The sequence below is a fragment of the Olsenella sp. KH1P3 genome (assembly GCF_900167315.1).
GTDB lineage: Bacteria > Actinomycetota > Coriobacteriia > Coriobacteriales > Atopobiaceae > Olsenella_J > Olsenella_J umbonata_A.
Genome location: NZ_FUWQ01000005.1, coordinates 13,998 through 26,591 on the forward strand (window position 1 = coordinate 13,998; position 12,594 = coordinate 26,591).

General features: G+C 62.0%; 10 protein-coding genes. 9 read left to right on the plus strand and 1 reads right to left on the minus strand.

Features of this window, described 5'->3' with window-relative positions; all coding sequences use genetic code 11:
• Positions 1-52: 52 nt before the first annotated feature.
• Positions 53-808, minus strand: a complete 756-nt coding sequence (locus tag B5D13_RS06885) for an SDR family NAD(P)-dependent oxidoreductase (protein ID WP_078687591.1) — start codon at positions 806-808, stop codon at positions 53-55.
• A 571-nt stretch (positions 809-1,379) separates the two neighbouring features.
• On the opposite strand from B5D13_RS06885, the gene rimP reads away from it, so the two are divergent.
• The 9 genes from rimP to rpoD are packed head-to-tail and all read left to right on the plus strand — an operon-like array spanning position 1,380 to position 12,550.
• Positions 1,380-1,850 carry a ribosome maturation factor RimP gene (gene rimP, locus B5D13_RS06890; protein ID WP_078687592.1) on the plus strand — a complete coding sequence of 157 codons (471 nt, stop codon included), beginning with the start codon at positions 1,380-1,382 and terminating at the stop codon, positions 1,848-1,850.
• Positions 1,851-1,899: 49 nt separating this feature from the next.
• Positions 1,900-3,147 (plus strand): transcription termination factor NusA, encoded by a 1,248-nt coding sequence (gene nusA, locus B5D13_RS06895; protein ID WP_078687593.1) that lies wholly within the window; start codon positions 1,900-1,902, stop codon positions 3,145-3,147.
• Between the two features lie 54 nt (positions 3,148-3,201).
• Positions 3,202-5,811, plus strand: a complete 2,610-nt coding sequence (gene infB / locus B5D13_RS06900; protein WP_078687594.1) for a translation initiation factor IF-2 — start codon at positions 3,202-3,204, stop codon at positions 5,809-5,811.
• Positions 5,812-5,817: 6 nt separating this feature from the next.
• Complete coding sequence (rbfA, locus tag B5D13_RS06905) at positions 5,818-6,228, plus strand: 30S ribosome-binding factor RbfA (protein WP_078687595.1); 411 nt, start codon at positions 5,818-5,820, stop codon at positions 6,226-6,228.
• Positions 6,229-6,233: 5 nt separating this feature from the next.
• The gene (locus tag B5D13_RS06910) at positions 6,234-7,268 is read left to right on the plus strand and encodes a DHH family phosphoesterase (protein ID WP_078687596.1); all 1,035 of its coding nucleotides are present in this window, start codon (positions 6,234-6,236) and stop codon (positions 7,266-7,268) included.
• Positions 7,265-8,188, plus strand: coding sequence for a tRNA pseudouridine(55) synthase TruB (gene truB, locus B5D13_RS06915; protein ID WP_078687597.1), 924 nt, complete (start codon positions 7,265-7,267; stop codon positions 8,186-8,188). The genes B5D13_RS06910 and truB overlap by 4 nt, the downstream gene beginning before the upstream one ends.
• Entirely contained in the window at positions 8,185-9,249 is a 1,065-nt protein-coding gene (locus B5D13_RS06920; RefSeq protein ID WP_078687598.1) for a riboflavin kinase, read from the plus strand. The genes truB and B5D13_RS06920 overlap by 4 nt, the downstream gene beginning before the upstream one ends.
• Positions 9,246-11,150: a DNA primase gene (gene dnaG, locus B5D13_RS06925; RefSeq protein ID WP_078687599.1), complete on the plus strand. Its 1,905-nt coding sequence runs from the start codon at positions 9,246-9,248 to the stop codon at positions 11,148-11,150. Before B5D13_RS06920 ends, dnaG begins: the two co-directional genes overlap by 4 nt.
• A 50-nt stretch (positions 11,151-11,200) precedes the next feature.
• Positions 11,201-12,550 (plus strand): RNA polymerase sigma factor RpoD, encoded by a 1,350-nt coding sequence (gene rpoD, locus B5D13_RS06930; RefSeq protein ID WP_078687600.1) that lies wholly within the window; start codon positions 11,201-11,203, stop codon positions 12,548-12,550.
• The last annotated feature ends 44 nt before the right edge of the window (positions 12,551-12,594 follow it).

The window sequence follows — 12,594 nt, forward strand, 5'->3', positions numbered from 1 at the left end:
ATGGGGCCTGAGGCTCTTGTCCCCAGGCCCCGTATTGGCTGGTTCAGAACAACTAGCCGTCCATGACGATTCCGCCGTCGCAGTCGCCTATTTCGCCGTTGACGAAGCTTGCGAGGTCGGATGCGAAGAACAGAACCATCTGTGCGGGCTCGGAGGGCTTTGCCGCGCGGCCAAGAGGAATCATGCCGATGACCTTTGCGTACTTGTCAGGGTCATTCTGGAGTGCGGTGGTCATGCCGGTGATGGTGAAGGAGGGGCAGACGGCATTGCATGAGATGCCGTACTTGCCGCCCTCTTTTGCGATTGCCTTAGTGAGGCCGTTGACGCCAGCCTTGGAGGATGCGTAAGCAGCGGTTCCGAGGAGGCCGCCGCCGAGCTTGCCGGCAACCGAGGAGACGTTGACGATACGTCCGCCGCCGTTCTTCTTGAAATAGGGGAAGATGGCGCTGCACATGGTAAACGTGCCCGTCAGGTTGATGTTGATCGTGCGAGCCCACTCGGCGTCGTCAATCTCCTCGAACGGCTTGGCAGAGATGATGCCAGCGACGTTTACGAGTACGTTGACCTCGGGAACCTCAGCCATGATCTTGTCAACGGTCGCGCGAACCTCGGCGGGATCAGAGACGTTGAGCTTGTAGAAGTGGTTGCCTTCGCCAAGGGACTTCACGAACTCGTTGCCGCGCTCCTCGTTGATGTCGGTGACGACGACATGTCCGCCTCCATCAACGATGCCCTTGACAATCTCGCTACCAATGCCGCCGACGCCGCCGGTGACTATGGCAGTTTTGCCTGAAAAATCAAACGCCATTGTCTTCCCTTCTAAATCGCTTGCGAACTATGGTTCTGTTTACACGGGCCCCTAAAGACCGGGGGGAAAGATATCACTGGTGGGAACGAATGAAATGAGTGGGGCTCTCCCGATTGCGCATAGGATTCCTTTTGATTGCCTTCAAATATTTATTTCGCGCGCGAAATTATTCTCTGCGTCTCTGCCGCCTTTCGCGAGGCCGGCCGTCCGTATGCAATAGTGGACCTCGGCGATTCGGCGTTGTGGTTTGACTTTCCGGTATATAACACCATAAAACCTACATCTACCTAAAATTGATTAGAAATACTTGAACCAAAAGATGAAACGGCTTAATCAAATGTGTAGAAAAACGTAGAACAAAGCACGTAGACCCAACCGTTTGCCCGTCTCGTTCTCTGGTGGCAGTGCCTTTGGAGTCGTCTTGAGCTAGGCCTGAAAACTTTCTTTCCCACGTGTGTCAAAACGTGTTATCATTTCTTGAGCTTAATCGTGATTGTTCGAGGAAGTGGGGCGTTAGGTCGCCCCGCTTCCTTTCTGTATGTAGGGACTCCGGTCCCAGAGAGGGGGGAGCGTGGCGTCCAGCGAACTTGAGCTCAAGATTGTCGACGCCCTCGAGGCCGTTGCAGGTGAGCACGGCATCGACGTTGTGGACGTGGAGGTCGTCGGGTCCAGCAAGGTTCCCATCGTCCGTGTTAGGCTTGACTATGCGGATGAGGAGAGCGGACCCATTTCACTTGACGAGGTGTCTGCGCAAAGCCCCTGGGTCAACGAGGTGATTGACGCTGTAGACCCCTTCCCGGGCTCCTATACGCTCGAGATCTCTTCTCCCGGGCTTTCGCGTCCCCTGCGCAAATCGCGCGACTACGAGCGCTTCGCAGGCGAGACCGTCTCGCTTAACACGTTTGCCAAGGAGGGCAGGAAGCACTTTACCGGCAAGCTCCTTGGTCTCGAGGACGGCAAGGTGAAGCTCGACTGTGACGATGGCGGCTTTGCTTTTGACCTCGACGAGATTAAGAACTGCAAGATCAAGCCCACATTCTAGAAGCGGCTCAATAACAATTCGCAAGAATCGATATATGGAAGGAACAACAATGGCATCTGAAATGATGGAAGCCCTGATGATGCTCTGCCAGGAGAAGCACATCGACGAGCTGTACCTGATCGACCAGCTCGAGCAGTCTCTCGCCAAGAGCTACGCCGAGGTCATGCACCTCCAGGATGGCGCTCGCGTCACCATCGACCGCGCCACCGGCAAGGTCTACGTGTACAAGCTCGTTCCCAAGGAGGAGTCCTGGGATGACGAGGTTGGCCTCTACACCGAGTTCGACGAGGAGGACGTTACCCCCAAGGATACGAGCCGCACCGCAGCCCAGCACGCCAAGTCCGTCATCAACGAGATCGTCCGCAACTCTGCCCGCCAGCAGATTTACGAGGAGTTCAGCCAGCGCATCGGTGACATCATCACTGGTACCGTGCTCCAGACCACGCCCGACTTCGCCTTTATTAAGATTCGCGAGAACGTCGAGGCCGAGCTGCCCTATTTCGACCAGCGTCGCTATCCCGACGAGCGCAACGAGCGCCCAGCGGGCGAGCGTTATGCCCACAACCAGAGAATCCGTGCGATCATCGTCGACGTTCGCGACCCCAACAGCAACCAGCCTCCCATCCGTGGCGAGCGTCAGCGTCCGTCCATCGTCGTTTCTCGTACCCATCCCGATCTGATCCGTCGCCTCTTCGAGCTTGAGGTTCCCGAGGTCTATGACGGCGTAGTCGAGATTCGCTCTGTCGCGCGAGAGGCTGGCGTCCGCTCCAAGGTCGCCGTTTCCTCCCTCGACGACCGCCTTGACCCCGTCGGAGCCTGCGTCGGCCCCAAGGGCAGCCGTGTGCGCACTGTCGTCTCCGAGCTCCGTGGTGAGCGCGTCGACGTCGTCCTATGGAGCGACGATCCCGCCAAGTGCGTTGCGAACGCTCTTTCCCCGGCGCGTGTCTCCCGCGTCCTCGTTGACCGCGAGAACAACTACGCGACGGTAATCGTCCCCGACGACCAGCTTTCGCTCGCCATCGGTAAGGAGGGTCAGAATGCCCGTCTCGCGGCCCGTCTCACCGGTATGCACATCGACATCAAGAATGAGTCTCTTGCGGCTGACATCATGCGTGAGATGCCCAAGGAGGTCGAGGCTCCCGCAGAGGAGGGCGAGCACCGCTGCGAGTATGTCGGCCCGACCGGCATCCAATGTCGTAACATGGCTCGCCCCGGCTCCAGGTACTGCGGCATCCATGAGAAGCTTGCAGAGCTTGGCGACGACGTTATCACCGACGATCCCGACTCCCTGATCTAGCGCGAAACGTTAGGTCCCGATTCGTTTCGCCCTACGGAAAGGAAGGTTGGTCACATGGCAAAGACCCGCGTACATGACCTTGCCAAGGAATATGGCATGACAAGCAAGGAGATGCTTGGGCATCTCGCAGACATGAAGATTCCCGCGAAGTCGCCGTCCTCCACCCTTGAGGATGCCTACGTCTCCATCGTCCGCAAGAAACTCAAGCCAATCCTGGAGGAGCGTGCCGCGGTCATCGAGGCCGAGAAGAAGGCCGAGGCCGAGAAGAAGGCCGAGGAGGAGCGCATCGCTGCCGAAAAGGCGGAGAAGGAGCGCATCGAGGCCGAGAAGCGCCGCGAGAAGGAACGTGCCGAGGAGGAGAGGCGTCGTGCCGCCGAGGAGGCCGCTCGCAAGGAGGCCGAGGAGAAGCGCGCCGCCGAGGAGGCCGCTCGCAAGGAGGAAGAGGAGCGCAACCGCGTGCGCGACAACGCTCCGAAGAGCACTCCGTCCTTCTCGAGCCTGCTTGACCAGATCGCCCAGCAGGAGAAGGTCCTCCAGCAGCAGGCGGAGGAGAACGCCCAGAAGAAAGAAGCTTCGAGGGGCCGTGGCGACTCCGATGGCCGTAGGGGCAGGAAGAACTCCTCCTCCAGGAACAACTCCGCCGACACCGAGTCCGAGAGTCGCGGTCGCGGTAAGGGCCGCAAGGGCGGTCGCCGCGGAGGTCAGGAGGAGGACCGCTACTCCCGCATGGCCAGGGAGGCCGAGGAGTACAGCAGGTCTAAGGTGCTCGAGGAGGCCCGCGAGGCCGTCGAGGAGGCGACCCGCGAGTCGACCGGCAGGCGCAAGGAACGCAAGAAGCGCCGCAAGCAGCAGCAGGCCGAGGCGGCCAAGGAGGCCCGCATCGAGGAGGCCCTCGCCAACGACCAGGACATCTCGCAGCTTGACACGGTTAAGGTTCCCCAGGGTTCCACCGTCGCCGACCTGGCCGACCTTCTGGGTATCAACCCGAACGACATCATCAAGCGCCTGTTCCTCCTGGGAACCCCGCTCACGATGACCGAGTCCATGTCCGACGAGCTCATCGAGCTCGTCGCCGACGACCTCGGCCGTGACGTTAAGGTCATGACCAAGGAGGAGGAGAACTCCTTCACGTTCTACGACGACCCGAAGGACCTTAAGCCGCGTCCGCCCGTGGTTACCGTCATGGGCCACGTTGACCACGGCAAAACCAGCCTTCTGGACGCCATCCGTCACACCGGTGTTGCCGAGGGCGAGGCAGGCGGCATCACCCAGGCCATCGGCGCGTCTCAGGTCAAGATCAACGACCGCATCATCACGTTCATTGATACGCCTGGCCACGAGACCTTTACCGCCATGCGTGCCCGTGGCGCCAAGGTTACCGATATCGTCATCCTGATCGTCGCCGCAGATGACGGCGTCATGCCTCAGACCATCGAGTCCATCAACCACGCGAAGGCCGCCGAGGTGCCCATCATCGTCGCCGTAAACAAGATCGACAAGCCCGGTGCCGATCCGACCCGCGTGCGTCAGGAGCTCACCGAATACGGCATCATTCCTGAGGAGTGGGGCGGACAGAACATGTTCGTCGACATCTCGGCAAAGAAGCACATGGGCATCGACACCCTTCTTGAGAGCGTCCTGCTTGAGGCCGACGTTCTTGAGCTCAAGGCCAATCCCGACACATTCGCTTCCGGCAACGTCCTCGAGGCGAAGCTCGACCGCGGCCGCGGCTCGGTCGCGACGCTGCTGGTCAACCGTGGCACCCTTCACGTTGGCGACGCCATCGTTGCGGGTCTCTCCTTCGGCAAGATCCGCGCTATGATCGACCCCCGCGGCAACAACGTCACCGAGGCGGGTCCCTCGTACCCCGTCGAGGTCCTCGGCCTCCAGAGCGTCCCCATGGCCGGTGATGAGTTCCGCGTCTTCCAGGACGAGCGCGACGCCCGTAGCCTCGCGGACGAGCGTGCGCTCAAGGCTCGCATCGAGGAGCAGAACAAGGTCAAGCACGTCACCCTCGAGAATCTGTTCACCACAATGGAAGATGCCGAGGTCAAGGAGCTCAACCTCATCATCAAGGCGGACGTCCAGGGTTCCATTGAGGCCCTTCAGGACTCGCTCGACAAGATGGATCAATCCGAGGTTCGCATCAACACGATTCACTCTGCCGTCGGCGCCATCACCGAGACCGACGTCATTCTTGCAGACGCCTCCAACGCCATCATCATCGGCTTCGGCGTTCGTCCCGAGTCGAAGGCCAAGGCCGCCGCAGAGCACGCCGGCGTCGAGATCAGGACCTACAGTGTCATCTACAAGTGCATCGAGGATATCGATGCCGCTCGCATCGGCATGCTCAAGCCGACCGAGCAGGAGGTCCAGACCGCCTCGATCGAGGTTCGCAACACCTTCAAGGTTCCCAAGGTCGGAATCGCCGCTGGCTGCATGGTCGAGGACGGCGAGGTCTCTCGCGACGACCTCTGCAGGCTCGTGCGCGACGGCATCGTCGTCTACGAGGGACGGCTTGCGTCGCTGCGCCGCTACAAGGACGACGTCAAGTCCGTCAAGGCGGGCTTCGAGTGCGGCGTGGGACTCGAGAACTTCCAGGACATCCATGTTGGCGACATCATCGAGACGTATCGCATCGAGCAGGTCGCCCGAACGGAGTAGTCGCTTATGAAGCAGAATCGCAATTCTCGCCGCATCAACAAGATCGCGCGTGAAAAGCTGGCAAGCATCCTTCTGTTCGAGGTTTCCGACCCCGACCTGGCGCTCGTGACCCTTACGAGCGTCGAGGTCTCGGTCGACAAGTCCGTGCTCAAGGCCTATGTCAGCTGCGACAGGGACCGCTATGAGGATGTCTCTGCAGCCCTTCAGAGGGCCAAGGGGCGCATCCGCGGCTTGCTGGGCCATGCGCTCGACTGGCGCGTCACCCCTGAGCTCATCTTCGAGATCGACACGACCGCCGACGAGGCGGAGCGCATCGCCATCGCCCTTGAGAACGTGCCTCCGACGCTCTCTGTCGAGAAGGACGATGCGGGCTATCCTGTTGCATCCGACGAAGACGAAGAGGAACCAAAGGAGTAGCTCGAATGGGATTGTGTTTTAGCCCTGAGCAGGCGGAGTCCTTCTCTGAGATTGAGGGGCTCATCGAGTCAAGTCAGACAATCGCCATCTGTGCTCACACTAGTCCGGATGGCGATGCCCTGGGGTCGACTCTCGGACTCAGGCAAGTCATCCTCTCCAAATGGCCCGACAAGTGCGTCGTCGGCCTGCTGGCGGACGACGACCAGGTCCCTCGCATCTACTCCTACCTTCCGGGCGCGGGCCAGCTCGTTCATGCCTCCGACTTCGACGAGAGCGTTGACCTCTTCGTGAGCGTCGACGTCTCCGTCGCTAGTCGCCTCAACGAGGGCGAGAAGGTCATGCGCCGCGCTCGTAGGACCGCCATCATCGACCACCATCCCTGCGACGATCCTGAGGCGGACGCGTACTTCATCAGGCCTGACGCGGCGGCGGTCGGCGTGCTCGTCTGCGAGTTCGCCCTTCAGCTCGGTGTTGAGGTGACGGCCGATATTGCGCGCTGCCTCTACTGCGCCGTCGCGACTGACACTGGCAGGTTTCAGTACCAGAATGCCGACCCGGAGTCGTTTCAGGTCGCATCCCTCCTGGTCGACGCTGGCGCTTCGCCCTCCGAGCTGTCGCTCAACGTCTATCAGAACTTCAGCCTCTCCTATCTTCACCTGGAGTCCCTCGTGATGGGCAGGATCACGACGTTTGCTGACGGCAAAATCTCTTACAGCTACGCGACCTCAGCCGACCTCGAGCGTACGGGCGCGAGTCTCGACGAGTGCGATGGCCTCGTCGATGTCGTCAGGAGCGTCGCCAGCTCCGAGGTCGCCCTGTTTCTTAAGGAGGTTCCCGGCAACAAGGTCCGAGGCAACCTCCGCTCAAAGACGGATAAAGACGTGTCGCAGGTCGCCCGTTCCCTTGGCGGCGGAGGGCACAAGGCTGCCGCAGGCTTTACGGTGGAAGGCGATATCGACCAAGCCCTGGCGTCGGCGTTGCCCCAGCTTGTCGCGCTCTTCTCGGATGCGCGTAAGCAGGAGGGAAACGATAGCGAGTGAAGCGTGGTCTCAGCGGAATAAACTGCCTCCTGGCGGTCGACAAGCCATTGGGCATGTCGAGTCATGACGTTGTCAACAAGGTTCGGCGCGCGCTTGGCGAGCGTAGGGTCGGCCATGCCGGCACGCTTGACCCGGCCGCCTCGGGCGTCCTCGTCGTCGGCGTCGGACAGGGAACCAGGCTGATGGGTAATCTCACCCTGGACACTAAGTCTTACCTCGCCCAGGTCGAGTTCGGGTTCGAGACGTCGACCGACGATGCCGAGGGTGAGCCCGTCGCCCGTGCCGAGGTTTCCGACGAGCTGCACGATCTCGGGTACGCTCGTCGCGTCGTCTCCGGCCTGGTGGGGGAGCACGATCAGATCCCTCCTGCGTACTCGGCCATCTCCGTCGACGGGAAGCGCGCCTACGCCCGGGCGCGGTCCGGCGAGGAGGTCGTCCTGCCCAGCCGCCATGTGAGCGTGCTCGAGGCGGACTGCCTTTCCTGCGGCGGTGACCCGCTCGTGTGGACCTGCGCCTTCACCGTCTCGAAGGGGACCTACATTCGCAGCATCGCTCGCGACCTCGGCCGCCAGCTTGGAACTGCGGCGCACCTCCGCGGCCTGCGCAGGACCGCCTCGGGGTCTATCGACATCGGCTGCTGTCTCACGCTCGAGCAGGTTGCCGAGCTTGGTCCCGGGCGTATCGTCACGCGTGCGCTCGATCCGCTTGCTTGCCTTGGCATCGTCTCCCAGGAGCTTGGCAAGAGGACTCTCGCGGACGCCATGTGCGGCAAGTCCATTCCTAACCGCTCCGGCGCCGCCGAGGGCGAGCGCGTCGGCCTCGTGTCCGACGGCAAGCTGATGGGCATCTGGCATGTCGTTGGCTCGTCGCTGCGCTGCGACGCAAACTTTCCATCGGGCGTCTCGGGGGTGGTCCTGTGACGCCGCTCTCGTACCCGTTGTCCTCGGCGACGTCCAGGGAGCTCATCTGCGAGTCGGTCTTCTCCGATGTCCAGCGCGGGTACGGTCGAGTCGAGCTTCCCTTTGGCATGGCGTACGTCGCCGATGGTGCCAGTCTTGCGGACAAGCCCCCTGTGGCATGCTGCATAGGTGCGTTCGACGGACTGCACCTGGGGCATCGCGACCTTGTCGGCTCATGCATGTCCGATGCACGCTCCCTTGGCGTCCTGAGTGCCGCGGTGACCTTCGATCCCGACCCGAGCGAGGTGCTGTCGTGCCCCTCCGCGAGGCTTCTGGGCTGTGCTGACCGGCTTCGCGGCCTCATGTCGCTTGGCCTCGACCTCATCCTGGTCGTGCGATTCGACGAGTGCCTGGCTGCCACCGATTATCGCGCCTTCCTCGAGGACCGCCTCGGTGGGGTCGTGCGGCTCTGCAGCGTGCACGTGGGCTCGAACTTCAGGTTCGGAGCTGGTGGCGCGGGAGACGTTGCGGCAATCTCCTCCTGGGGAGAAGCGCATGGCGTTCGCTGCTGCGGCCACGACCTCGTCTGCAGCGAGGGGCTGCCCGTGAGCGCCACGCGCATACGCTCGCTCGTGGCGTCTGGCGACATCGACTCCGCCCGCGAGCTTCTCGGACGCTGCCACTTCGTGTCCGGCGTTGTCGAGCATGGCCGCGGCCAGGGCAGGGCATTCGGCTTTCCTACTGCCAATCTGCGCTTTTCTCCGCTGTCTTGCGTTCCGGGCGCTGGCGTGTACGCCGGGTTCTTCCTCTTCGGGGGAAGGGCGTGGCCGGCTGCCGTCAACGTCGGTGCCCCGCCCTCGTTCGGAGGTCCTGACCCGTTCTTCCTCGAGGCACACCTCGTGGGGTTTGAGGGTGATATCTATGGGCGCTCTGCGAGCGTCGTCTTCGTCCGCTGGCTTCGGCCCTCCCGCGTCTTCGCGTCCACCGAAGAGTTGGAGACCGTCGTTCGCGGCAACATCGATTGGGTACAAGAGAACCTAGGCGTCGGCCTGGGCGACTCTGGTCTGGAGGTGAGCGCGTGATAACCGATGAAGACAAGGAGCGCGTTCGACAGGCCTCCGACATCCTGCAGATTGTCGGCGAGACCGTCGAGCTGCGCCAGCGCGGGAATGACTTCTGGGGCTGCTGTCCCTTCCACCACGAGAAGAGCCCGTCGTTCCACGTCATTCCCGCCACAGGCCTCTGGCACTGCTTCGGCTGCGGGGAGGGCGGAGACATCTTCGCGTACATCATGAAACGCGAGAGCCTGGACTTTCCCGACTCCATCCGCTACCTCGCCGATAAGGCGGGCATCGAGCTGCAGGAGGAGCGAGGCGGCCGACGCGGTCCCAAGCGCAACCGCCTGATCGAGTGCATGGGCGAGGCCGAGGCCTTCTACTCGCTCCAGCTGCTCAGGGGCAGGGGAGAAGGGCCCGACTCCGGACGCAGTTACCTTGGCGGCAGGGGATTCGGCTCCGACGTCTGCAGGCGCTGGGGGCTCGGCTACGCTCCTGGCCATGGCGCGCTCGTTCGGCACCTTCGCGAGAAGGGCTTCAGCGAGCAGGAGATGATTGCCTGCAACGCCGCGCTCGACGGAAGGGGCGGAGGAGCGCGCGACCGCTTCTTCGACCGCGTGATCTTCCCCATTCACGACGAGCTGGGGCGCACCATAGCCATGGGCGGAAGGGTCCTGACCAAGGGAAAGCCTGCCGTCGGCGGAAAATACGTCAACACGAGCGAGACCGCGATCTTCTCGAAGAAGAAGCACCTCTTCGCCTTCGATCGTGCCAAGGACACCATGGCGGCCACCGGTACCGCCATCGTCTGCGAGGGCTACACCGACGTCATCTCGATGCACGAGGCCGGCTTCACCAACACCGTCGCGACGATGGGGACGGCCCTGACTATGGACCACGTGAAGCTCCTTGAGCGCTTTGCCAAGCAGCGGATCGTCTGCATGTTCGATGGCGACGCGGCAGGCCAGAAGGCCGCCGAGCGCGCTGTCCAGTACATCGGCAGTACCAGCGTCGAGCTGCTGTGCGTCGTGCTTCCGGACAATCAGGACCCGATGGAGTTCCTCTCGGCCCACCAGCCGTCCGAGCTCCAGGAGATCCTGGATCGGGCACGCCCTTTGATGGACTTCGTGTTCGAGAAGCGACTCGATGGCTACGACCTCTCGGTTCCCGGTCGCAGGGTGGCGGCGATGAACGACATGGCCGCCCTTCTGGCGCCGCTCAAGGGATCGATCCTCATCGACGGCTATGCCTCCCAGCTCGCCGACCTCCTTGGTGTAGAGGTGCAGCGCGTCAAGCAGATCGTGAGCGAGACGCCCGTGAAGTCTCCGGAGCAGAGGGGGGCCGCACGCGCGGAGCGTCGTCCCGAGTATGATGCGAGAAGCTACGATGAGGTGCCCGCCTACGACGGACCTTATGGCGATCCGGTTCCCGCCCGCCCCTCGGGCTTCGGATCGATGCGGGGCCTGACCACGGACGAGAAGATGATCAAGGCGTCTGAGCGGGAGCTCCTCTCGCTCATCGCGACCCACCCCGACGTTCTGAGGCCCCAGTCGGAGCGCATCGCATCGTTCACCTGGACCGATCCGCGATATGAGAGCATGGCCTGGGCCATGCTCGCGACGCCTGCGGGATCATCTCCCCAGGACGTGGTGGCCGCGGCCTCCGAGGTCGTCCCCGAGGCACCCCGCGTGCTCTCCTCTGGACGGCTCGAGTCGACCTCCGCAATGTCAACCGAGGACCGAGCTTCATTCCTCCTTGACATGATCGACCTCTGGTCGAGCAGGCGTGAGATTCGCAGAATCAAGGGAAAGCTCAAGTCCGCTTCCTGCAGCGTGAATGATGCCGAGTCGGTAGAGCTGTTCAAGAAGGCGACCGAGCTACAAAAGCACGTAAATGAGTTGTCAAATAAGGTTTCAAGTGTTGTATGAGCGCATTTTTTGGGTAACATCTCAAAGGCATATGCGTCGAAAGGATTTCTGTGGCCACGAAGAAAGCTACCTCCGAGAGTACTGCTAACTTGTCCGACGAGCTTCTTGGTGTTGTTGACCAGCTGGTAAAGGGTGCCTCTGACTCAAGCATTACCGAGGATGACATTCAGGCTGCCATCGGTGACGTCGATGTCGACGACGACGAGCTCTCCGACATGTATGACCTCATTCGCTCGAAGGGCGTTTCCATCGAGAGCGACGGCGATGCCTCGACTTCCATGGTTTCTGACGACGAGGATGACAATCTCGACGAGGATGACATGGACGACGACAGTCTCGACGACGATGACGAGATGTCCGAGGCGAAAAAGGAGGCCAGGGTCGCAAACGAGGTCCTGCGCTCCGTGCCGAAGCAGAAGTCTCGCAAGCGCTCCTCGCGCGCCCGCGCCCGTCGGGTCGACGGCTCCACGGTCATGCTCACGGGCGACCCCGTCAGGATGTACCTCAAGGAGATCGGCAAGGTCGACCTCCTGACGGCCGCCGAGGAGGTCAACCTCGCCATGAAGATCGAGGCTGGCACGGAGGCGTCCGAGAAGCTCGAGGCCGCCGAGCGCGGTGACATTGAGCTCACCCGTTCTGAGAAGCGCCGTCTCATGCGCATCGAACAGGTCGGTCTCGATGCAAAGCAGGCGCTCATCAGTGCCAACCTCCGCCTCACGGTCTCAATCGCCAAGCGCTACGTCGGCCGTGGCATGCTCTTTCTCGACCTTATTCAGGAAGGCAACCTTGGCCTCATCCGCGCGGTCGAGAAGTTCGACTACACCAAGGGCTTCAAGTTCTCCACCTACGCAACGTGGTGGATTCGCCAGGCCATTACGCGCGCGATCGCCGACCAGGCCCGCACCATTCGCATTCCCGTCCACATGGTTGAGACGATCAACAAGCTCGTCCGCGTGCAACGCCAGCTCCTGCAGGACCTAGGCCGCGACCCGACTCCCGAGGAGATCGGTGCCGAGATGGGCATCTCTGCCGACAAGGTGCGCGAGATTCAGAAGATCAGCCAGGAGCCCGTCTCCCTCGAGACGCCTATCGGCGAGGAGGAGGACTCCCAGCTCGGCGACTTCATCGAGGATTCTTCCGCTGTCGCCCCTCCCGAGGCTGCTAGCGACTCAATGCTGCGCGAGCAGCTTGAGCAGGTTCTCGATGGCCTTGCCGACCGCGAGCGCAAGGTCATTAAGTTCCGCTTCGGCCTCGAGGACGGTCACCCACGCACCCTCGAGGAGGTCGGGCGTGAGTTTGGCGTCACGCGCGAGCGCATCCGCCAGATTGAGTCGAAGACTCTTGCCAAGCTTCGTCACCCGTCTCGCTCCGGCCGCCTCAAGGACTATATGGAGGAGTAGCCCCACGCAAGAGGCTTAAGATGCGGATTTGCGTGCCTTTTGAT

Coding starts and splice junctions, on each gene's coding strand:
- infB (WP_078687594.1), top strand. CDS start 3,202: ATGGCAAAGACCCGCGTACATGACCTTGCCAAGGAATATGGCATGACA.
- nusA (WP_078687593.1), top strand. CDS start 1,900: ATGGCATCTGAAATGATGGAAGCCCTGATGATGCTCTGCCAGGAGAAG.
- B5D13_RS06910 (WP_078687596.1), top strand. CDS start 6,234: ATGGGATTGTGTTTTAGCCCTGAGCAGGCGGAGTCCTTCTCTGAGATT.
- rbfA (WP_078687595.1), top strand. CDS start 5,818: ATGAAGCAGAATCGCAATTCTCGCCGCATCAACAAGATCGCGCGTGAA.
- B5D13_RS06885 (WP_078687591.1), bottom strand. CDS start 808: ATGGCGTTTGATTTTTCAGGCAAAACTGCCATAGTCACCGGCGGCGTC.